17 protein-coding genes and 1 pseudogene are annotated in these 23,451 nt (G+C 39.4%); 8 read left to right on the plus strand and 10 right to left on the minus strand.

Annotation, left to right across the window (positions count from 1 at the left end):
* Positions 1–2,575: tolB protein precursor (locus B2V92_RS14585; protein ID WP_293309365.1), on the plus strand; the 2,575-nt coding region annotated here is incomplete at its 5' end.
* Between the two features lie 442 nt (positions 2,576–3,017).
* Here B2V92_RS14585 and B2V92_RS14590 read toward each other — a convergent pair.
* On the minus strand, positions 3,018–3,368 hold the full coding sequence (locus B2V92_RS14590) for a GIY-YIG nuclease family protein (protein ID WP_293309367.1): 351 nt from the start codon (positions 3,366–3,368) through the stop codon (positions 3,018–3,020).
* A 133-nt stretch (positions 3,369–3,501) separates the two neighbouring features.
* On the opposite strand from B2V92_RS14590, the gene B2V92_RS14595 reads away from it, so the two are divergent.
* Together B2V92_RS14595 and B2V92_RS14600 are read left to right on the plus strand one after the other, a co-directional pair.
* Complete coding sequence (locus tag B2V92_RS14595; RefSeq protein WP_293309369.1) at positions 3,502–4,278, plus strand: XRE family transcriptional regulator; 777 nt, start codon at positions 3,502–3,504, stop codon at positions 4,276–4,278.
* A 79-nt stretch (positions 4,279–4,357) separates the two neighbouring features.
* Positions 4,358–4,810, plus strand: coding sequence for a hypothetical protein (locus B2V92_RS14600; RefSeq protein WP_293309371.1), 453 nt, complete (start codon positions 4,358–4,360; stop codon positions 4,808–4,810).
* 71 nt (positions 4,811–4,881) lie between these two features.
* On the opposite strand, the gene B2V92_RS14605 is transcribed toward B2V92_RS14600, so the two are convergent.
* A complete protein-coding gene (locus B2V92_RS14605; RefSeq protein ID WP_293309373.1) occupies positions 4,882–5,616 on the minus strand; it encodes a class I SAM-dependent methyltransferase in 735 nt (244 codons plus the stop codon).
* A gap of 128 nt (positions 5,617–5,744) precedes the next feature.
* Between B2V92_RS14605 and B2V92_RS14610 the strand changes: the two genes are divergently transcribed.
* Both B2V92_RS14610 and bioD read left to right on the plus strand, forming a co-directional pair.
* Positions 5,745–6,866, plus strand: coding sequence for an aminotransferase class I/II-fold pyridoxal phosphate-dependent enzyme (locus tag B2V92_RS14610; protein WP_293309375.1), 1,122 nt, complete (start codon positions 5,745–5,747; stop codon positions 6,864–6,866).
* The gene (gene bioD / locus B2V92_RS14615; protein WP_293309377.1) at positions 6,867–7,475 is read left to right on the plus strand and encodes a dethiobiotin synthase; all 609 of its coding nucleotides are present in this window, start codon (positions 6,867–6,869) and stop codon (positions 7,473–7,475) included.
* A gap of 315 nt (positions 7,476–7,790) precedes the next feature.
* Here the strand turns inward: bioD and B2V92_RS14620 are convergent, their stop codons facing one another.
* The 8 genes from B2V92_RS14620 to B2V92_RS14655 all read right to left on the minus strand — a co-directional run bounded on the left by B2V92_RS14620 (position 7,791) and on the right by B2V92_RS14655 (position 20,578).
* Entirely contained in the window at positions 7,791–8,690 is a 900-nt protein-coding gene (locus B2V92_RS14620) for a glycerophosphodiester phosphodiesterase family protein (protein ID WP_293309379.1), read from the minus strand.
* 155 nt (positions 8,691–8,845) lie between these two features.
* Positions 8,846–10,249 carry a calcineurin-like phosphoesterase family protein gene (locus B2V92_RS14625; RefSeq protein ID WP_293309381.1) on the minus strand — a complete coding sequence of 468 codons (1,404 nt, stop codon included), beginning with the start codon at positions 10,247–10,249 and terminating at the stop codon, positions 8,846–8,848.
* Between the two features lie 83 nt (positions 10,250–10,332).
* Positions 10,333–11,982, minus strand: a complete 1,650-nt coding sequence (locus B2V92_RS14630) for a DUF5689 domain-containing protein (RefSeq protein ID WP_422662145.1) — start codon at positions 11,980–11,982, stop codon at positions 10,333–10,335.
* 14 nt (positions 11,983–11,996) lie between these two features.
* Complete coding sequence (locus B2V92_RS14635; protein ID WP_293309385.1) at positions 11,997–13,562, minus strand: SusD/RagB family nutrient-binding outer membrane lipoprotein; 1,566 nt, start codon at positions 13,560–13,562, stop codon at positions 11,997–11,999.
* Between the two features lie 11 nt (positions 13,563–13,573).
* Positions 13,574–17,071 carry a SusC/RagA family TonB-linked outer membrane protein gene (locus B2V92_RS14640; RefSeq protein ID WP_293309387.1) on the minus strand — a complete coding sequence of 1,166 codons (3,498 nt, stop codon included), beginning with the start codon at positions 17,069–17,071 and terminating at the stop codon, positions 13,574–13,576.
* A 125-nt stretch (positions 17,072–17,196) separates the two neighbouring features.
* Complete coding sequence (locus B2V92_RS14645; RefSeq protein ID WP_293309389.1) at positions 17,197–18,195, minus strand: FecR family protein; 999 nt, start codon at positions 18,193–18,195, stop codon at positions 17,197–17,199.
* 517 nt (positions 18,196–18,712) lie between these two features.
* A complete protein-coding gene (locus B2V92_RS14650) occupies positions 18,713–19,279 on the minus strand; it encodes an RNA polymerase sigma factor (RefSeq protein ID WP_293309391.1) in 567 nt (188 codons plus the stop codon).
* A 60-nt stretch (positions 19,280–19,339) separates the two neighbouring features.
* Entirely contained in the window at positions 19,340–20,578 is a 1,239-nt protein-coding gene (locus B2V92_RS14655) for a sterol desaturase family protein (protein WP_293309393.1), read from the minus strand.
* A 163-nt stretch (positions 20,579–20,741) separates the two neighbouring features.
* Between B2V92_RS14655 and B2V92_RS14660 the strand changes: the two genes are divergently transcribed.
* The 3 genes and pseudogenes from B2V92_RS14660 to B2V92_RS14670 all read left to right on the plus strand — a co-directional run.
* Positions 20,742–21,500 (plus strand): ROK family protein, encoded by a 759-nt coding sequence (locus B2V92_RS14660; protein ID WP_293309395.1) that lies wholly within the window; start codon positions 20,742–20,744, stop codon positions 21,498–21,500.
* Between the two features lie 88 nt (positions 21,501–21,588).
* Entirely contained in the window at positions 21,589–23,004 is a 1,416-nt protein-coding gene (gndA, locus tag B2V92_RS14665) for an NADP-dependent phosphogluconate dehydrogenase (RefSeq protein WP_293309397.1), read from the plus strand.
* A gap of 29 nt (positions 23,005–23,033) precedes the next feature.
* Positions 23,034–23,451: pseudogene (locus tag B2V92_RS14670) on the plus strand (glucose-6-phosphate dehydrogenase); the annotation flags it as partial.

Below are 23,451 nucleotides of genomic sequence, written 5' to 3' on the forward strand. Positions count from 1 at the left end.
TTCGTTAAAAGACTTAACCAATTCAAATAAATATTTCCCTTACCGTTACGGTCAGGCATTCTGGACCTATATCGGTTCGCAGTATGGTGATACCACTATTGTGCCCTTATTTAAGAATACGGCCAAATATGGTTACGAAAATGCAATCAGGTATACTTTCGGTTATGATGACAAAACATTATCCGGCCTTTGGAAAAATTCCATCGATGCGCATTACAAACCGATGTTAAAAGCCGATAGTTCGCAGATTAAAATTACAGGTACCAAAATCATCGATAATAAAAATGCAGGAAACATGAACGTTGCTCCTGCCCTAAGTCCGGATGGAAAATATTTGGCTTTTATGTCTGAGAAAGATCTTTTCGGTATCGATTTATTCCTCGCTGATGCTAAAACCGGACGTATCATACGTAAATTAAGTAGCCAGATCTCCAACGGGCATATTGATGATTTCAACTTTATCGAATCTGCCGGTGCATGGTCGCCGGATAGTAAACAGTTTGCCTTTAGTATTTTCAGCCAGGGCCGAAACCAGATGATGGTGATCAATGTGGCAAACGGAACAACAGTTTCCCAGATCCCAATGGCCCAGGTACAACAGTTTGGTAATTTAACCTGGTCGCCAAATGGAAAAGACATTGCATTTTCAGGTATGGTTGAAGGTCAGAGCGATATTTTCTCTTATAACCTCGATACCAAAATAGTAACACAGATTACCGATGATGTTTATTCTGATTATGCACCAAGTTATTCGCCAGATGGCAAAAAACTGGTATTTTCATCAGATCGTGCAGCTATCCAGGCCAATGTGATCAATGCCGTATTGCCAATCAATTTGGCTGTTTACGATATTGCTTCAAAAACCGTAAGCAATCTTGATGTTTTTCCAGGGGCAAACAACTTAAATGCGCAATTCTCGGCAAATAGTCAGAATATTTATTTCCTATCCAACAGAGACGGTTTCAGAAATTTATACAAATACAATTTTGCAGATAATACAGTTGATCAGTTAACTGATTATTTTACCGGTATAAGTGGGATTACCGAATTTTCGCCCGCCATTTCCGTTTCTACAACCGACGAAATTGTGTATAGCTACTACCGTTATCAACGTTATACCCTGTATAATGCAAAATTGAGCAGCTTTAAAGCTAAACGCATTGGTAACCGCGAAGAAAATTTCGATGCCGCTATCCTCCCTCCTATGGAAAACATTGGGGTTAATATTATCAATTCTAATCTAAATAACTTCGACCGTTTCGAAAAAATCGTTGCCGATTCGATGAGAACGGTACCTTACAAACCTAAATTCAGACTGGATTATCTGGCTAACAGCGGTGTTGGAGTTTCTACCAGCCGTTTCGGAACAGGTGTTTCTGGAGGTATTGTGGGTATGTTCAGCGATATTTTGGGTACCAACCAGATTGTTGCAAATTTATCGGTTAATGGCGAAATCTATGATTTCGGTGGTTTAGTAGGTTATATCAACCAAAAAAGCAGGATAAACTGGGGAGCGGCAATTTCGCACATCCCTTATGTATCGGGATTCAGATCGTATGGTTATGAAAATGTGCCTACCGGTGATAATCAGACCATTAATGCCCTGGCAGATAGAACCGATATCATCAGGACTTTCGAAGATCAGTTACAGGTTTATGGAGCATATCCATTTAGTAAAATACACCGTTTTGAATTGGGTGGAGCATTTTCTCATTACAGCTACCGGGTTGATCGATATAGTAATTATTATAATTCGGCTGGAAATTACATCGGTTCTGATAAAAGCAGGATTTCTAACGATGTTGCTTCCCAGGATTATGGTATACCTTTTAATTCATTTACGCTTTATCAGCTGAACGCTGGTTTTGTTGGTGATAACTCTATTTTCGGCTTAACTGGTCCGCTTGATGGTTACAGGTACCGTGTAAGTGGTGAAAAATACCTTGGCACTTATAATTTTGCTGGTGTAACTGCCGATCTCCGTAAATACTGGAGAGCAAAACCGGTAACTTTTGCCGTTAGGAGTTATAATACTTTAAGAATCGGTAAAGATGCCGACAGACTTTATCCAATGTATCTGGGCTATCCTTATCTAATCAGAGGTTACGAATCGAACTCGATATACAAAAGTACCTCTGCACGGTCATCCGAATCTTTTGATATCAACCAGTTAACTGGAAGTAAAATTGCAGTTTTCAATTTCGAGGTGCGTTTACCATTTACCGGACCTAAAAAACTAGCGGCTATACCATCTAAATTTTTATTTTCAGATCTGAACTTATTTTTCGATGCGGGTTTAGCCTGGACCAACGATACCAAAGTGAAGTTTAAAAGTGAACCAACCTATACAACAGAACCTTTATTAGATAGTAAAGGTGTACCGGTTAAAGATGACAAAGGAAATCCGGTTACCTATCAAGCTACAACTGAACGTGTGCCAGCCATGAGTGTAGGTATATCAGTTAGGGTAAATGTTTTTGGCTACTTTGTATTAGAACCTTATTATGCGATTCCCTTTCAACGCAAAGATGTTAAAACGGGAGTATTTGGGTTAACTTTTGCTCCGGGATGGTAGAGAATTGAATTATTGAATGTTTAACTGAATGATAGAAACTGAATTATTGAATGTTTGACTGAATAAATGATAGAATGAGCTTCAGTTTTGGAATGTTGAAATGTTCGAAGGTTGAAATGTTGTAAAGTTCAGGTGCCATACAAAACTTAGATGATCTCAGGTGGCTTAGGTGGTGAATAATTGCAACAATTATTAGCAGTTTTAACTCCTTAAATGGCCTTAAATTCCTTACATGGCAAAAGGTTGGAAAGTTGAAATATTTTATTGTTGTAAAGTTAGAATACTGAAAATCGATACTCGCTAATTCTAGCAAATTAACTAATACAAATTCATTAAGTGCTTGAATGATTGGATACCGTAAATCGGACCTGTCATTCAAGCATTCATTTTATACATACCTATTTCTTTCATGGTAATCTTCTATTTAACCTTAATAAACAACTTAAGATAAACTCGAAAAAGAAAGTTTAACCTGATTGGTGATATTCTTATGTAAAAGAATATTCTCAAAATCAAGGCCAATGGTTAAATCAATCCAATCGGGGTTGCAAGATCTTACCAAACGCTCTTTCTGCATACGCGTAAACCTGCTGATCGTTTTAAAACGTGCCAATGCCTGTGCTTCTGTTTTAAATTCTTCAAAATAAACCAACCTGGTTAACTGTTGCCCGCTGTCAAAAAATAAGTTTGGCATCTGTTTGTAGAAATCCAGTGTCTTAATCAAATCTGAGCTCATGCCCACGTGCATACTTGTACGATTTCTGTCGGTAACGATATAAACAAACTTTTTCATGATTGGGTCTTTAAAAATTAAAACTAAACTATTTAGTATACTTTCTTGCAATTCAAAATAATATTACTAACTTTATGAGCATAAAATTACTAACTATTTTAGTAATTCCAAATTTATTTTAAAATTTATTTTTATGTCAAATATTTCAAATAATTTAAAGTACCTCAGGAAGAAAAAAGGCCATACACAGCAGAATTTCGCTGATATTATGGAAATCAAGAGATCGCTGATCGGCGCTTACGAGGAAGACCGGGCGGAACCTAAATATGATTTGCTAAAAAAAATAGCCGAATACTTTGATCTTACCATCGATGAATTCATCAATGAGAAAATATCTGACAGCTGGAAACCGAAGCCAAAAAGCCAAGGATCGAACCTTAGGGTATTAAGTATTTCGGTAGATCAGAACGACCGCGAGAACATCGAACTCGTTCCTGTAAAAGCTAGCGCCGGCTACCTGAACGGCTTTTCAGATCCCCAGTACATTAGTGATCTCCCTAAATTCCAGCTTCCCCTACCTGCCTTAAGACAAGGTACTTTCAGGGCTTTTGAAATTATGGGTGATAGTATGCTGCCTGTTCAGCCGGGAAGCGTAATTATCGGCGAATATTTAGACAACTGGAATGAAGTAAAAACAGGTGAAACCTATGTCATCATCAGTAAAAATGAAGGCGTTGTATATAAAAGGGCCGGCAACCGTTTCAGGGAAAATAAAGATTTGAAATTGATATCAGATAATAAGGTATACGACGCCTATACCATTGCGGCTGATGATATCCTCGAAATCTGGAAAGCGAAAGCCTATATATCTACCTCATTGCCTGAGCCAGCACCAGATCCGACAATGGAAACGTTGACCCAGATGATGGCGCAGATGCAGAAATCAATTTCGCAACTGAACAAGAATTAACATTTTTTAACAAGTGCCGATTAAACCGTTTGCCTTTTTATGTATCTATTGATTTAACAAACACATAAAAAAACATAACATGAAAAAGGCAATTTTAACAATAGCAATTGCAGTAATGGGTTTAACTGCTGCATTTGCTCAAGACACAACCAAGCGCGAAAGAAGGGCAATGCCTAAAATGACCGCAGAGCAGAGAGCTGAAAAAGTAACAGCCAAATTGGAGAAACAGTTGAGCTTAACCGCCGATCAAAAAACAAAGATCTATGCTATTGAGCTCGAAAATGCAAAAAAAATGGATGCCTGGAGAACAGCGGACAAAAGCGACATTAAAGTCAAAATGAAAGAACGCAAAGCAGCAATAGATGAGCAAAAAGCGAAAGTTGATGCCGTTTTAACTGCAGATCAGAAAACAAAAATGGATGCTTTCCGTGCCGAAGCCAAAGAAAAAGGGGATAAAATGAGAAAAGGATTTGGCGGAAGAGGTAAAAAAGACAAAGAACCAGTGGTTTCTAACCCTCCTTCACAGGGATAAATGGAGTAAAGCGTAATTAATTATATTTTTAAAAGCGTTCCGGTAATTCGGGACGCTTTTTTTATGTTTATTTATTTTTTAACTGCAGAAAGGATCAGAAACATAGGCCGCCGCAGTTCATTTTTCATTTCTGGAATTTCGGACAAACTTAATTCGCTGGGTGTTGGCTCAACAATGGCTTTAATCTCAAAACCGCTATTAATTAAGCCCATACTATACGAAGTTAATGTCCTGTGGTATTTTACTACATCCGTACCCAAAAAACTTGCCTTACGCTCACCTTCTATAAAATAATTGTCTACCGGCCAATTCAAGGCTTGTCCTTGTTCATCATAGCTCCAATCCTGTTTGCCCTGGGCAGTAAATATGGGATGTTCGATAGAAAAAACAAAAAATCCACCTTTTACCAGGCTGTTATTTATCTGCCGACATATTTCATCAAAAGAGGCCAGGTAATGAAAAGACAACGAACTGATTACAATATCATAAGTTTCGTGTTCGAAATCAAAATCCTCTATTGCACATAATTGATAATCTATTTTTGGAGAAGAATTGATTTCGATTGCTTTTTTTAGCATATTTTCAGACAAATCAATCGCTACAACCGAATTTGCACCCTGCTCAACCGCATATTTAGCATGCCAGCCAAAGCCACAACCCAGATCAAGTACATTTTTCTTTTCAAAATCAGGAAAAAGACTTCGGAGAATATGCCATTCGCCTGCTCCCTCCAATCCGTTTACCGAACGGTTCATTAAACTATACTGTTTAAAAAAATCGCCGTCATCATATTTATTTTCACGCATAACAACATTTTAATGAAGCAAATCTATCAATTCTAATTTGGCTTATAGCCTTTGTCCAACATAAATGATACAAACCATTTATATTAAACATTTAATATTATATGCTTTCTCTTTTTTACTTTTGACCGATGAGTAACATTGAACAGTTTCTTAATGGCAAACTCCAGGAGCGGAAAGATAACCTTTCGATCCGGAATTTATCTGCCTATAACCTTCCCGTTGATTTTTGCTCGAACGATTATCTGGGTTTTTCCAGATCGGTTGAATTAAAAAAACTGATTGATGAAACTGTAGCAACAGTCCCACTTTATTTAAACGGTGCCGGAGGTTCGAGGCTTTTGAGTGGTAATACCCAATATACCGAAGAAACCGAACAGTTTATCGCTGGTTTTCATCAGGCCGAAAGCGGATTGATTTTCAACTCGGGTTACGATGCCAATGTTGGTCTGCTATCGAGCGTCCCACAGCGTGGCGATACCATTATTACCGACGAACTGATCCACGCCAGCATTATAGATGGTTGCCGTTTAAGCCATGCAACACGTTATAAATTTCTGCATAACAACCTCAGCGATCTTGAGGCAAAACTCCAATTAGCAAAGGGAAATGTTTTCGTAGTAGTAGAAAGCGTATATTCCATGGATGGGGATATGGCACCATTGATGGAAATTTCAAATCTCTGTGAAACTTACCAGGCCAATCTAATTGTGGATGAAGCGCATGCCACAGGTATTTTCGGCAAAAAAGGTGAAGGTTTGATTAAGCAGTTAAACCTAACCGAAAAGGTATTTGCCCGTATTGTTACTTTCGGCAAGGCAATGGGTACACATGGCGCCATTATATTGGGAAGTAAGAATTTAAGGCACTACCTCGTTAATTTTGCCAGATCCTTTATTTATACCACAGCAGCACCTATCCATAATATTATAGCCATCCGTTCGGCTTACCAGCTTTTGCACACAATCGATCATCAACTGATCCATCAGAAAATTGGGCTGTTCAGAAAATTGATTAAAGAACATAATATTAATGCTTTAGATAGCGAAAGTACTATTCAGGGGATTTTATTTTCTTCGAACGAAGACACCAAACTGGCCGCGGGCACATTACAGAACAAAGGTTTTGATGTAAGGGCAATATTAAGTCCTACGGTAGCGCGGGGGAAAGAAAGACTAAGGATCTGTCTTCACACCTTTAACACTGATGACGAAATGATTTCATTGGTAAAACATCTTAAAGAATTGAATTAAATGACAACATATTTTATAACAGGAATCGGAACAGGTATTGGAAAAACATTGATCAGTGCCATTTTAACCGAAAAATTAAAAGCAGATTACTGGAAACCGATCCAATCGGGAGATCTGGAGACCAGCGACAGTTTAACCGTAGAAAACTTAATCAGCAACTCAAAAACAATCATCCATCCCGAAAGCTACAGGCTAACACAACCCCTATCTCCACATTTATCGGCCAAACTGGATGGAATTGAAATCGATTTTAACAAAATTAAGGTCCCTGTAACAGAAAACAATCTGATTATAGAAGGCGCTGGCGGTTTAATGGTTCCCTTAAATGAAAATGAACTGATTGTGGATCTGATCAAAAAACTGGATGCAGAGGTAATATTGGTTTCACAAAATTACCTGGGCAGTATTAACCATACACTATTATCCATCAATCTGCTTAAACAATATGGAATTGAAATTAAGGGGATTATTTTTAACGGAGATGAAAACGCAGAAACGGAAAGATATATCCAGCATTATGCTAAAATAAAAAAGTTGGGTTATGTACCTGGCCTAAATCAGATTGATAAGGAAAGCGTTGTTGCAGCTGGCGAAAATATATTGATTTAAACGCAGAAAGACCTCGCAGGTTTTTGAAACCTGCGAGGTCTGAGATTAATCCGAATAGTCCTCGTTTGTAACGAGGATTAACGAGAGGTGCATTTTTAATGCACATTAAAATGAAAATGCCTACAGCGATAAAATCGCTTTGCCCATACATTCCTCGCTACAAACGAGGACGATGGTAGAACTAAACGATTTTATTATCGTTTGTAAACGACAAACTATTTTAACGCTCGTTAGAAACGAGCGTTAGCAGACTTCTTTTTTTACTTTTCTTTCAAGACCTTGCAGGTTTAAAAACCTGCGAGATCTGAGATTAAGCTATTTCGCCTGTACCAAAATATCCGGATAGTCGGAAATAATTCCGTCTACGTTTAAAGCTTTTAATTTTTGGATATCGGCTAAAGTATTGGCTGTCCAAGGAATAATTTTTACGCCATCTGCATGTGCTTTTTTAACAAAATCTTCGTTTACCATCTGCCAAACCGGACTTAAAATAAATGGTTTATAGCCTAAATCAGCTATATTTTCTTCATAAGTTTTCCTGTTTGCCACCAAAAAAGAGGTTTTCATTTTTGGATATTTTTCATGGATAATCTGAATGGTGCGTTTATCGAAAGATTGGATGACAACAAAATCCGCAATCTTTTTCTTGATGATTACATCCATCAAAAGTTTAACAAATTCCTCAGGTTTAGGATTGGTAATACCATCACCGCTTTCGCTGCATTTGGTTTCGATGTTGTAGAAAAACGGTTTACGTTTATTGGTTTTGATATCGCGCTGTACAGCATCAATCAGATCGGTAAGCAAAGGTAAATGTGTTTTTTCCTTCTTCTGTTGGGGAAAAAGATCGTAATACTTGGTACCTAAATCGAACTGTTTAATCTCCTCATAGTTCATACCGAAAATCGGGTATTTCTTGCTATCGGTTGCCGGAATATCTTTTCCATCTGGTGTTAGCATAAAAGCCGGACTCAGGTAATCATCATGTGTTACGACCACATTACCGTCTTTAGAGATGTGTGTATCCATTTCCAAAGTCGTAATTCCATCTATTTTTATGGCATTTAACATGGCTTCGATGGTGTTTTCAGGCATTAAACCACGTCCACCTCGGTGGGCTTCGGCGCTAAATGCAGGAAATTTAACTTCCTGGGCAGAAGATTTAACTGCCAAGGCTGTGCAAAGTATCAAGAATGCAGTCGTTTTTAGTTTCATATTCAAAAGGAATTTATGGCTTCGGGGATTGTCAGTTATGGCCAATCATTAAGCCGCAAGATAATACTATGGGATGTATTGTTTGAAGTAGTTAGATTAAATCAGTGTTAAGTTTAAAGACTGTCGGATAGAAATATCCGACAGCACCGTTAAGCCTAAACTTCTGCTTCAAATTTTTCTCCAAAACGATCAGTAGCCACTACTTTAACTTTTTTAACTTCTGGTCCGAAATGCGCCATAAACAGGTGGTCTGTAGAAATAGGCTCAACAAATGGCCTTGGGTTCGGTAATTTATCACCTTTATACAATTTAACCGATAAAGGATCAAATCCGTCCTGCTGCGCCAAAGCCCCCATGGCTTTCCCATCCAAAAAGTATTCTACTTTCCATTCGGGATCGTAATTCCAAACATTGGCAATCAATCTTTTTTGGTTGGTTAAGGTATCAACATAAATGCTTACCTGTTTTTTACGATCTTCTCCTGTGGATTTGTAATACCATTTTAAATCCGTTCCGTTTACCTCATAAACACCATAACCGCGTGGCGTTCCATCACCGCAGATTGGGCCTGTCCACCAGCCACCGCAAACCGTACCATGGTTATGCTCAAAAATGCCATTTTTAATTACATTTTTGTTAAAATGTGTGTGTCCAGACATGATGTGCACATTTTTGAAATCTTTTAAAACGGCGTAAAAATCATCGTTATTTTTTACTGAATTGTGTACCGGAATATGCAGGCAAATAATCAGCAATGCATCTTTAGGAACCAGTTGTAAATCTTTGGCCAGCCATTCTAATTGCGTTGGCGTAATGTATCCATCGTAGGTTCTTTCTACACCTAAATAGCGTACATCATCTAAAACCACATAATGGGCCTTTCCCCTGTTAAAAGAATAGTAGGTTGGTCCATAATGTGCCTGAAAAGTACGGTCGGAAGTATCATCTCCACCCAGTCTATAATCCTGATCGTGGTTACCCAGCGCCTGAAAAAAAGGAATCCCAATTTTGGCAATGGCTTCGTCGTAGGCAGGAAAAAGATCAAAGTTATCCCAAACCAGATCGCCTACGCCGATACCATGTACCAATGTTTTTCCCATACCTTTAACCACTTCGCGGGTATCGGGTACTGAAGTTTCCATCATCTGTTCCACATCTTTTTTATTTTTCACCTGTGGATCGGCCCAAATGATAAAGTTATGTTTGTTATCGTCCTGTTTTAAAGGCTTAAGATCGAAATTTAGTTTGCCTGCTGTATCAGGCTTATAATAATGGCGGGCAATACTGCTTTCGGTTTTAAATTCGTAACCCGAAGGTGTGCTGATCCATACGAAACGGGCAAGCTCGTGTAATTTTAGCTCGTAGTTTCCGGTTTTATCAGTCTGTACAACGTTGTAACCGTCAGAAATTACAACGCCTGCAACGGCTTTACCTTTACTGGTTACTGCTCCACTTACCACACCATTAACAGAAAATAGCGATGAGGGGAATGATTTTAAGCTAACAAATAAAGTGGTGGTTAATAAACTTGATTTTTGTATAAATGATCTTCTGTTCATGTTAATGCAAACGAGTGGGATAATGTATTAGAAACCAAAAAGAAAACCGGATGGGCTTTCTTTTTGGTTATGTTGGTTTATTCTTATTTTAATCGGGTTGGTGGAATGGTATCTGTACGGATGTATTCTCCGGTTACAGCATTTAAAATCCTCACCAAAGATGTACCTTCAATATCTTCAATGGTTGATGATGTATTAAGATCGATATCCGACTGGCTTCTGGCTTTAACCCATTTACCCAATGCCGGATTATAGATACCACCAAGTTTATTCCAGAAACCCTGATCGGCAGGCAACTGATAATTAAAGCATAAGGTATTTTCGCCACTTTTGTAATATGGCTGTGCCGCCAATGTAATCGGATTGATTTTATCGTAAAAATCGGTATTGGCGATCTTATAACCTACCGAAGGTGCGTTGTACAAGCTGCCTCCGCCACCTATAAATACCACATCGATCGGTGCGGTATTCACATCAACGGTTGTACCTTCGAAAATGGCAAAGCCCGATGCATTACCCGAATTGGCAAATAAACCTGAAGTATATAAACCGAAACCATCTCCATTACCTGCAGGAGCACTGGCAGGAGTTGCTGTAGTATAGTTTTTAGCTTTGATCCAGTTGGCTGTTGCAATCGATTTTGATTTTGATCCATTGATCATTTTAGACGATCCACCCACATAGAAGAACGTGCCTTTAGCCGCTTTGCCTGAGGTTAAATCGAATTTATAGGTTCTTGATACCAAACCTGCAGGTGTTTTTAAAGCATCAGCACCAGTGGCCCATNCTTTTGTAGGGAAAACACCTGTTGGAGATGAGGCACCTGCATTATTTGTTACTACTACACAGAATGGGGTTACCGAAAAATCAATATCCCTGGTGGCCATAAACTGCATATATTCGTAGTTACCGTCGCCACCTTCGGCATCGGCCATATAACCGGTAATAATCGCCGAAGCAATATCAGGTGTAGAACTCAGGGCAATGGCATCTTTAATGGTACGCATTCTCTGATGTGGTTTTAATTCTCCGTTTGCAGCAATGGTATTAAAGATAATGCCGTAGTAGTTTCCGTTAAAATTAAGTCCGCCTGTATTTGCAAAAGTGGCGTTTGCCTCTGTATGGAGTGTAAAATTATCAAAACCATCGTTAATGGTTTTATCTCCGCTATAGGTATCATTGGCTCCTGCACCAGGTTCAAATCCGGCTTTTACAATCGCCACAAGAGTACTTTCGTAATCGTTCGGTTTGGCCAGGATAAAACTACTGCCTACACGGTTCGGTGGAATAGGCACATTAGAAGCAATTTTGGTAATGGCACTGGCCGGAACACCGGTAACCTGCAAAATTCCATTTACCCTTTTTAACACAGCTCCTTCAACTTTTATCCCAACAGAATCGCCTGGAACATATTTCGCTGCATCTGGGCCAATGGGAATAGCAATACCCCTGATTAAATTTAAACGGCGTTTATCCTGTATAACAAGCAATCCTTCGGGCAGGTTTTTACCCGAATGATCTGATATTACTACCCCCGTTATACTGCTCGAACCAAACATATTTTCGTTGGTAAGGGTAACGTCCGATCCTTTGTACAGGTTTCTCAAATCGTACAATGGTACATAATCACCTATAACACCACCCGGATAATTTGATTTTTTACACGCAGACCACGTCAAAGCCAGCGATAGAAAAGTTATGCTATAAAATATTATCTTTTTCATTTTGATCATTTTTTAATTATAGATTACGGTTTCTGCCACCATACGTTTGTATTAATTGCATCAGGTCCCTGTTCTGCCACTGCCAACTGGTAATTTGTTGGATTTGCAGATTGTACATAAACCGGATAAGCCATTCGGGCTGGCATTACACCTCCGTTTCTTAAGCCTGGTCCTTTTGGTAAAACCGGATGGCCGGTACGGCGGTACTCGAACCACTGCTGCATATCAACAAGAAAAAGAGCGAAGTATTTCTGCAGGTGGATCTGTTCCATTTTACCTTCGGTTGATTGAGTATTGTCCCAGTCTATATCCGCATCGGTAACATATTTGGTAAAAGCTGCTGATGTGGTTGAGGTAGTAAATGCAGGCACCCAGTAATTAATGGCATTGGCAATACCTGCGTTATAGTAATTTGCTGGTGATCCGTTGATCCATCCTTTTAGCGCAGCCTCGGCCAAAATGAACTGAAGCTCTGCATAGTTCATTAAAATACCTGTTTTAGCCGATTGCTGTAGAGATTTAGCGCCATAAGTACTGCTTCCAAGCGCCTGATCGTAAGAATAAAAATAAGCCTGCTTAACTACTCCTGCACCAACAGCGTAACCACTTGGCACACCCGAATAACCCTGAGGCCCCTGGGCAATTCCCAATCTGTTAACGCCACCATCACCGTTCGGTGCGTTTGCATCGATACGCGGATCGGCCCAGTCTCTTAAATGTTCGATAAAAAAGCTTCCGATAGCCGGCGATCTGAAATCCTGTACCCTTACCCCATTTACATAAGGATTAACAAAAGGATCCGTTCCGGTTAAACCTGTCCAAGGTAAAGTTGCCGATTCGCCATTGTTCGCCATAATCGGATAAATAGCCGGATTGGTATCTACAATTTCTTTGATTTTGGCAATCGCCTGTGCCGCAACGTCCGACTTACCAGAAACCCTCAACAATAACCTTAGATACAATGAATTACAAAACTTACGCCATTTTACAATATCGCCTTTAAATACGGGATCGCTCGATGGTGTAATCGCCGCGCCCGAACTTAATAAAGTATTGGCTTCTTCGAGTTTTTTAAATATATCCAGATAAATATCTTTCTGTTTATCGAATTTAGGCTCTAAAACACCGGTGCTGCCGAGGTTTGACTGGAAATAAGGGATATCGCCATAAGTATCTGATAACATAGAATATACCCACGATTGGCAGATCAGGGAAATTCCCTGATACGATTTATTTTCCATTCCTGGCTTGCCCGCCAGCTTATAGATGTCTTTAAAGTTTGTTAACTGTACATACCATGCATTCCATAAGTAATCAGAAAAGGTACTCCTGTATTCGTACCTGAATACGGTTCCATCTCCATCACTGATGCTTACCGTAACCTGCATCAATTCGTTGTTGAAATTACGGTTACGGACCATGCCATAGGTTAAAGTATTAACCAGGGCCGGCGCCAGTAACTTATCAGGTGTGGTTGATAAGATATTGATCGGATCGGTGTTAACTTCCTGAAAGTCTTTATCGCATGATGAAAGTGTAGTAACCGACACCAGCACAGCTGCAATAATTTTATATAGATTCTTCTTCATATTTTAAAAGATTATATGCCTATTGATAAATTGAAACCAAAAGTTCTGGTTGATGGGAACTGACCGATCTCGAACCCGGTTACAATATCAGAACCGCTAAGCGTTCCAAATTCCGGATCGAACATTGGCCATGGCGACCAGATGAAAAGGTTACGGCCATAAACCCCGAAAGTTGCGGAAGAAAGCCCGATCCTTTTAAGGAAACGCGGATTGAACTTATAGTTTAAAGAAGCTTCCCTGAATTTGATAAAATCGGTACTGAATGTACTGCCTTCTGCATTATCTGCACCTGCATGCGAGCGGTAATATTCGTCGATATCGTAAGCTACTGTTGTATTTTTTACGTAAGAGCCATCGGCCAACTGCACCACACCTTCGCCAACTATACCGTTATACCTACCTGGCAACGTACTGGTTAATTTACCCTGCTCAACCATTTTGTAGTTTAACAAAGAGTGTGCAACCGCACCAACCTGCGCATCAAACAGTACGCTTAAGCTGATGTTTTTGTAAGCAAAAGTACTTCCAATACTGAATTTATATTTAGGCATGGTGTTACCCAGGTAAACCACATCGTTGGTAATTTTGGCAAAACCGGTTGTGGCATCATAAACCACATTGCCCTGCGGATCGCGTACATAACCCCTACCGTATAAATCGCCCATGCTTCCGCCAACTTTAGCTACAATCTGTCCGCCCGCTACAGGACCTGTACGGAGAATGATCGAACTATCGGTTAAAGCTTTGATTACATTTGAGTTTGAAGCAAAAGTGGCGTTCATTGTCCACTTAAAACCTCCTTTTGTAACAATTGGTGTTCCGTTTAAGGCTACCTCAACACCCGTATTATTTACCTGCCCTGCATTGATCAATGCCTGGTTATATCCTGTCGAGCGGTCAACAATCCTCGTTAAAATCTGGTTTTTGGTATTTCCGGCATAAACCGCAACATCAAATCCCAATCTGCCTTTAAATAAACTTACCTCGGTACCTACCTCGTAAGTAGTGGTTTTTAACGGTTTTAAATTTTCGTTCGGTAATATCGTCGGGTTTACAAGCGAACTATCCGGATAAGTACCGTTAGAGGCTAAAGAATAAGTATAAGCTGTACGGTAAGGTGTTGTACCACCGCTACCTACCTGAGAAACAGAAGCCCTTAACTTGGCAAAGCTGATTACTTTTGGCAACTTGAAAAATTCAGAAAGTACAAAACTTGTACTGATTGCAGGATAGAAAAACCCTACGTTATCTGTTCTCGTTGCTGTGGCCAATACACTGCTCCAATCTTTACGTCCGGTAAGCTCCACATACAGATAGTTTTTGTAATTCGTAGATAAAACACCGTAAAAACTATTGATCCGGTATCTGCTGGTATCAGGGATAGAAATTAATGGATAAAGATTATTGGTTAAATCGTAGATATCGGGAACGGTTAAACCATCGGCACGTAAATCCGATTTGTTGTATTTGTTCCTCAACTCACTTCCACCCAGAGTAGCATTGATGCTAAAATCTTTACTGATTTTTTTATCATATCTTAATAAGAAATCGATGTTGGTTTCCTGCGAATTGATATGTTGCTGGCGCGTTGAACCTTTCGGTAAACGGCTGCCCGAATCGTACGGACGATCCTGTGCACGGCGCTCGTTTGAATAATCGATACTCGATCTTAACAATAGACTCAATTCTTTAGTAAACTGATAACTGGCCTGAATATTTGCTGTTACGTTGTTACGTCCGGTTCTATTGATAAATTCGTTAACTACCGCATAAGGGTTCTCAGGGAACGAACTAAACGGATATTTGATTACTTTATTCTCCTGTCCGTTGGCCCAGTAATTTTTGATCCAATCTAAACTGGCGTTTGGCTGCCAGAAAATAAACCAGTACATTAACGATTGGTTACCATAACCCGCGCCTGGCAGGTTATCGCTAAACCTGTTGCCATAATTGATTTTTGTGGCAATTTTTAACTTAGAAGTAACGTCGGTATTGGTTGATAAGGTAAGTGTAGTACGCTCTATCCCTGTATTAGGTACAATCCACGTATTGTTTTGGTTGGTAACCGAAAAACGTGCCGTTGTATTTTTGTACCGTCCATCCAAACTCAAGGAGTTGGTTAAATTTTCGCCCGTGCTAAAGAAGTCTCTGATCTGGTTTTTATAAGGCACCCAGGGCGTGCGGGTTTTACCGCCCGTTTGTGTAACCGGATCGTACTGAAAAAACAGCTGGCCATCAAAACGCGGTCCGTAAGCCGAACTCGTTCCGCTGGTACTGGCGCCATCCGCACTTGCCCCGTAAGAATAGTATGATGCGCCATCCAAACCCTGACCATATTCATATTGCATATCTGGCCAACGGTTCACTTCTTCGAACGATCCGTTAGATGTGAATTTGATGTTTACTTTTTTATGTTTCGAATTACCCGATTTTGTGGTAATGATAATGGCTCCGTTTGCACCGCGCTGCCCGTATAAAGCTGCTGCTCCTGGTCCTTTTAATACCGTTACACTTTCAATATCCTCTGGATTGATGTCGTTGATAGAACTTCCGTAATCGGCTGGCATGTTATCACTTCCGGTACCATAAACACCGTCCGAACTGTTGGCAGTACGTCTACCACCGCTATTGTTGATTACTACTCCATCCAATACGATCAAAGCTTCATTATCACCTGTAAGGTTATTTTCGCCCCTTAAAATAATTTTATTTGAACCCGCCGGCCCACTGTTCGATCTGATCAGGTTTAAACCTGCCACCTTGCCCGAAAGTGCATCGGTCCAGTTTGTAGAAACCGCATCGGTTAACTGGTTGCTATCAATTTTGGTTACCGCATAACCTAAGGCTTTTTCCTGTCTTTTAATACCCAAAGCGGTTACCACCACCTCGTTAAGCGAATTATCAGCCGGTACCAGTTTAAAATTAACGCTGGTGGTTCCGCCAACACTAACCTTCACCTGTTGTCTTTTGGCGATTTCGTAAGAAATAAATCTTGCTTCAACTGTGTAAATGCCCTGAGCAATATTAAAACTATATTCCCCATTGTTATTGGTCTGTCCAACAGCATTAAGCTCAGCAATTTTAATGGTTGCCGCTGGGATAGGTTCATTGTTTTCGTCAACAACCTTACCAACAAGCCTCCCGGTAGATGTAATTTTTGCCGTAATCAGAATATTACCGGCTGCACTCGATTTATAGGTAAAAGGCATTCCTTTTAAAAGCAGATCAAGTATTTCGTATACCGATCGCTGTCCACGCGAAACATATACCCTTTTCTGATCATCAAGTTGCGAATTATTGTAGGCAATGTGATTGCCACTAAGCTTTTCTAAAGTTTCGAAAGCTTTTTTTAGGGTCATGCCATCCGCTTCGAATAAGATTTTCTTATCGCTTTGTGCATGGGTATATAGAGAGAAAGAGAGCAGGTTCAACATCATTATGGCCATAACAACCATAATTTTTGAGGTATACTGATGGAGATTTTTCATCCACCGGGTATTAATTTTCATATCTTTACTAAGTTTTACTTTGTCAAATGAGTATACAGTTTATCAGGGCTTGAAATGTGTCCAGCATTTCGAGCCATTTTTCGGTTCTGGTAATTTTATATCATATCTATTTTTACAGTTTATCGTTAATAAATAATTACTTTGTTTTCATAGATTGTATATTTTGAATCAGACAGCTTTGCAATTACATCCATAATCTGCTGTACCGAACATTTATCAAATTTTGCGGTAAGTTTTACGCGCTTTAAGGTTTCTTTTTTGATTTCTATATCAAGGTCGTACTCGCGCGAAATGATATCGGCGATTTCATTTAAGGGCTTATCATAGAAAAAAAGCTTATACTCCCTCCAACTGTTAAAATCGGTTGCATTTACCCTTGTTCTAGTCAATCGACCATTATTTTTATCGATGGTAAGCTGCTCATTTGGCAATAGGAATTGAACAGGACCGTTTTTACCTTTATTTTTGAATAGTACACCAACTTTTCCGGTTTGAACGGTAACGGTAATATTTTTTAGTGATGGATAGGCATTCACATTAAATGAAGTACCCAGAACAGTGGTACTTACTTTCCCTGTGTAAACCACAAAAGGCTGTTTAATACGGTGCTGCACATCAAAAAAAGCTTCGCCCTCTAAATAAACGATCCGTTTACCGGTATTAAAATTTAAAGCGTAACGGATTTTACTGTCGCCATTTAAATAAATGTTCGAACCATCAGGCATGGTAACCAACCTTTTTTGTCCACGGGGATTATAAATTTCGTTATAGGCAACAACTTCAGTCTTTTTCTTATTAAATGGATTAAAATACAACAGTGGCAATAAAGCGATAACCACTATCGCAGCAGCGACTGTAAAATACCTGCGGTAACTGATCTTACGTACAACCGGTGATTGAGCAGCAGTTGTATCGATATGCTGTTGGATTGCCAACCAGCTTTTGGCCTGGTTTGCAGGTTTGTTGAGGTAATAATCTGCGGCCTCGAAAGCCTGTAAGGTCTCCCTGAAAATCTGCTGATTCTGTTGGCTGCTTCCAACCCACATCAATAAATCAGTTAAATCTTCACTGCTAATGGTTTTCTTGCTGTAATCTTCTATTAATCTGTAGTAACGTTCGTCCATCTAATAATGCTGTTCTGGATGTAAGACAGATTAAACGGAGCGCATACGTAGCGGAAAACATCAAGTTATTGTTAACAAATCGTTAAGTGTAAAGAATTACTTTTTATCTAAACGTTAAAGGATTATTTCATCAAGGAAAATATGATTTTTTTGATTTGGAAATGAAAGGCCAGTGTTTCATAGATACTTTAGTCCCGCTTTCCGCTTTATCCCGACTTAACGTCGGGACCACTTCAATCGGGTTTAGGTACAAAGTCCTGTTACAAAACCAATCCATCCTGATCTGCCTTCGAAAAATGGGTTTATTTGCCGAACACCATCCCCAGTTAAATAAACCCGATTGTAGGGAAGAGCTTCCGATTTTTCATCGGAACTCGTACCAAAAAGCGGGACTGAAATCCCCCATTAAAAACCGAACCTACCTTTCCAAAAACTAATACAAGTAATATTACGAATGATCTTTTTAGGACGATGAGGTTCAATCATGAGCGCTTTGCAGGTAAGAGAGGGAATTGAATCAAATAGCCGATCTATCGGTGGTTAACGACCTGAAATTTTTTACCGCCTGATAAAGTAAGGTTTCTACGGTTCTTACCGAGATACCCAATAAATCGGCAATGATGTTTTTTTCAAGCAAATCAATACGGCTCATCAGCAAAACCTCCCGTTGTCTTTCGGGCAGCAAATTAATCAGACCGATAATTTCAGAATAGGATTCTCTGCTCGTTAGCTGTTCGTGGGGATTTAAATAGGTATCGGGATAATCGAGCGTATCCTCCCGGTCGTTTATACTTAAAATATGGAGTTTTACGCGCTGGATTTCATTAAAGGCTAAATTTTTAGCTGCCGTAAACAGGTATTTTTTTACCGATTTGATCTGAAGCTCGTTCTTTTTATCCCAAAGCTTCATAAAAAGATCGGCAATTAGCTCTTCGGCCTTATTGTAATCCTTAATGTAAATAGAGGTAAATTTGCATAAGGCAGGATAATACCTGTTAAAAAGGGTTTCTAGTGCAAGGTTGTCCTGATTTACCAATAAAGACATTAAATCTTCATCACTTTTGCTTAAATATACATCCTTCATCTTGCCAGCAAAAGTAGCCTGACAAGGTTACGGTAATATTAAGTAAACTTTGCCTTTAAGTTACCTATGTATTAATTGTGATGGATTTATGTTGAGCACGTGCTTCTTATACAAGCTGTTCAAAGAAAAATTACGTTCGAGAATAATCAATCCTACAACCGGGAATATTAAAAGTTCTATGATATTGAAAGTATAGAAAAAATAACCGAAAACGAGGATCAATCTGAAACATTCGAGGTAATAAATCCACTTCCGTTGCTCCAGCAATGCACCGACATTGATCAGTGTAACCAAAATAAAAATCGCAATGGCAATTTTATGTACCAAAGTTAATGATCCATAAAACATGGTCGTACCGGTAAGCATGGCTACCACCATTATCAGCTGGATATTTAAGTAAATTTTAAACCTGGGTTTGGGCCTGGCCTCGTGCTGTATTTTATTCTGATAATAACGTTCTTCCAAAATAGGCCTGATATTCTGGTCCATTAAAGCCGGACTCCCAAAAACGGCATTCCATTTAGCTTTAAAACCGTCCGCACGCCTGTAAGCCTCAGCTATCTCCAGGTAATAATGAAAATGCTGCCACAAAAAACTATAACTTTTAATAGGATGCGTTAAACCATATTTTGGGGCTTCTTCCTCTTTTTGGAAAGTACCGAACAGTTTGTCCCAAAAAACAAATACGTCGCCATAGTTTTTATCGAGGTATTTCTCGTCTGATGCATGATGGACCCCATGCAGCGAAGGCGTAATCAATATATTTTCGAGCCAGCCCAGCTTGCCTACCAATTGTGTGTGCGTAAAAAACGAATAGGCACCGTGGGCCAAAAGAATGGTAATAATCATGCTGGGGTGAAAACCTACCAGGGGCAGTGCACACCAGAAAACATTACGGAAAATAGCCTGGATGGTGGTAATCCTGGCGGCAGCCGATAGGTTAAACTCTTCGCTCTGGTGGTGCACAATATGTGCTGCCCATAAAAAATTAATCTCGTGCCCTAACCTATGGTACCAGTACCAAACAAAATCGGTAGCAAGCAACAACAAAATCCATACGTACCATTTTGTAGAAATATCAAAAATGGCATAGTTTGTATATACCCATTTATAAACCTGGTAAAAACTGGCTGCAATAAACAGATTCAATAACCTTTCGGCAATGCCTACACTAAAATTTGCAACCGTGCTTTCGTATTTAAAAATTCTCGCTTTTTTCTGTTGCTGAGCGATTTTAAACTCTATATATACAAAAATAAAAAATGCTGGTATAGCAAATGCTAGGTAATTTACCGTCATAACAATCGTGGTCTTTTTTATGTTAACGAAACAAACATAATTATATTCTATTAAATACATAGACAATGTAGATAATTTTATTACACATAAATTACTTCCGTAACGATTTTATGTTTGTGGTTTTAATTTATTTGTAGAACTTCGGATTTATAAATACAGAATCATGGCTACAAAGAAAAAAGCTGAAAACAACAACATATTATCGATCGATATTGGCGGTACCAGTATAAAAACCGTTCTTTTGGATGAAAGCGGAAACATGCTTACCGAATATTTAAAAAGTAAAACCCCGGCAGAGGCTACTCCAAAAGATATTGTTACGGGTATTGTTGATCTGATTAAGCCTTTTCCTGATAGTTATAACCGTGTATCGATCGGATTTCCCGGTTACGTAAAAAATGGTATTGTAAAAACAGCCCCTAACCTGGCCAAAAACAAATGGGCCGATGTAGATCTTGCCCAGCGTGTGGCAAATGAGCTGGGTAAACCAGTGCGTTTGGTAAACGATGCCGATCAGCAGGGTTTAGGCGTGGTTGAGGGCAAAGGCTTCGAAATTGTTTTTACCGTAGGCACAGGTTTCGGTACAGCCTTGTTATTTGATGGCGAGCTCCTCCCTCACCTGGAGCTGGCACATTTTCCGATCAATAAGGAAGAAGATTACGACGATTATATCGGCAATAAGGCTTTCGAAAAAATTGGCACTGAGCGCTGGAACAAGAGACTAAAAAAAGTAATCGAAATCTATAAAACGGTTTTCAATTACGATACCTTATATATAGGTGGCGGAAATTCGAAACAGATCGATTTTAAACTCGAGAGCAACATCAAAATCGTAACCAACAGGGATGGAATTAAAGGTGGTGCCAAACTTTGGAAACTGGCCGATAAGTACAATATCTTTACGGTTGAACCTCAAAAATAATTTGACCTTTTATTACAATCTTTTAACAACAATAGCAGCAATATTAATTTGTAAACCCTAATTTTGGGTGCATTCTAAAAAATAAAAAATGGCAAATAACGATTCGAAAAAATATAAATTGGGAATGATCGGTTTGGGCACTATGGGCCGCAACCTGTTATTGAATATGGCTGATAAAGGTTTCTCTGTAACCGGTTACGATAAGGACCGTAAGATGATCTCGAAGCTTGAAGAAGAAGGCAAAAAGCATAATTTAGAGGGGTTTGATGATATTGAAAGCTTTATTGCAAGTTTACAAACACCGCGCACACTGATTTTGCTGGTACCTGCCGGACCAATTGTAGATAGTGTTATTGCAGAATTAAAACCGCTTTTAAGCAAAGGTGATATCATTATCGATAGCGGTAACTCACACTTTACCGATACCAACCGCCGCGTGGATGAACTGGAAAAAGATGGCCTGCATTTCTTCGGAATGGGCATTTCTGGTGGAGAAGAAGGTGCACGTTTCGGTCCAAGTATGATGCCGGGTGGCGATAAACAAGCCTATAATGTAGTAAAAGACGTATTCGACGCCGTTGCTGCAAAAGTTGGTACCGATCCATGTGTAACTTACATCGGCCCGGGCGCTTCTGGTCACTTTGTTAAAATGGTACACAATGGTATCGAATATGCCATTATGGAACTGATTGCCGAGGTTTATGGCATCCTTAAAAATGGTCTGGGCTACTCGAACGATGAGATTTATAAAGTATTCAAAAAATGGAACGAAGGCAGATTGCAATCTTTCTTATTGGAAATTACTGCAGAAATCTTCTTATTTAAAGATACCGAAACACAGAACGATCTTTTAGATCAGATTAAAGACGAAGCCCGCTCAAAAGGTACCGGAAAATGGACATCAGAGGTTTCGATGGAACTTCAATTGCCTATCCCAACCATTAACGAAGCCGTTTCTAACCGCGATTTATCCAAATTCAAAGCCTTAAGGGTTTCTTTGGAAGAAGCTTTCGGTAAAAAAGACACCAAAATTAATGTAACTATCGAAGAACTGGAAGATGCATTCTACTTCTCGATGATCAGTGCTTATGCGCAGGGCATGCACCTATTGGTACAGGCTTCGAAAGAATATAAATACGACCTGCAATTGCAGGAAATTGCCAAAATCTGGCGTGGTGGCTGTATCATCAGGGCCAAATTCCTTGAAGATATTTATCAGGCCTACGATAAAAACAACGCTTTAGAGCACTTATTTGGCGATGCTGGTATCCAGAACATCATTAAGAGCACTTTGGCCGGCACACGCAAAACCATCGGTGCATCTATCGCTTCGGGCTTAGGTATCCCGGCTTTTGCTTCTACCCTAACCTATTTCGATACCATTACCACCGGCCGTATGCCTTCCAACCTGATCCAGGCACAAAGGGATTTCTTCGGTGCGCATACTTTTGAGCGTATTGATAAAGAAGGTGTTTTCCATGCCGACTGGAATAAATTATCATAACCTATTTGATTCACGAACAACAAGATAAAATGAAAAGCAAAACCGCATTAAACCCTACCATTTTTGTAATATTTGGTGGAACAGGTGATTTGAACAAAAGAAAATTAGCACCTGCCCTATATAACTTATTTATAGAGGGTTACATGCCAAATAAGTTTGCAGTTATTGGTACAGGTAGAACCGAATTTACCGACGATAGCTACAAAGCAGCTTTAGAAGATGCTGTAAACCAGTTTTCGCGCAGCGGAAAAGTAAAAAAAGAAAAATGGGACAATTTCGCAAGCACAATGCATTACTGTCCTACCGATTTTGCGCAGCCAAAAACTTTCGAAAACCTTAAAGCTGCTGTCGAAAAATATCAAAAAGAATTTGGTGCCGGTACACAGGTAATTTTCTACCTGGCTGTTGCACCTAACTTCTTCCCTATCATTGCAGAATGTTTACAGA

Origin of the sequence: Pedobacter sp. UBA5917, assembly GCF_002432345.1 — a bacterium.
GTDB lineage: Bacteria > Bacteroidota > Bacteroidia > Sphingobacteriales > Sphingobacteriaceae > Pedobacter.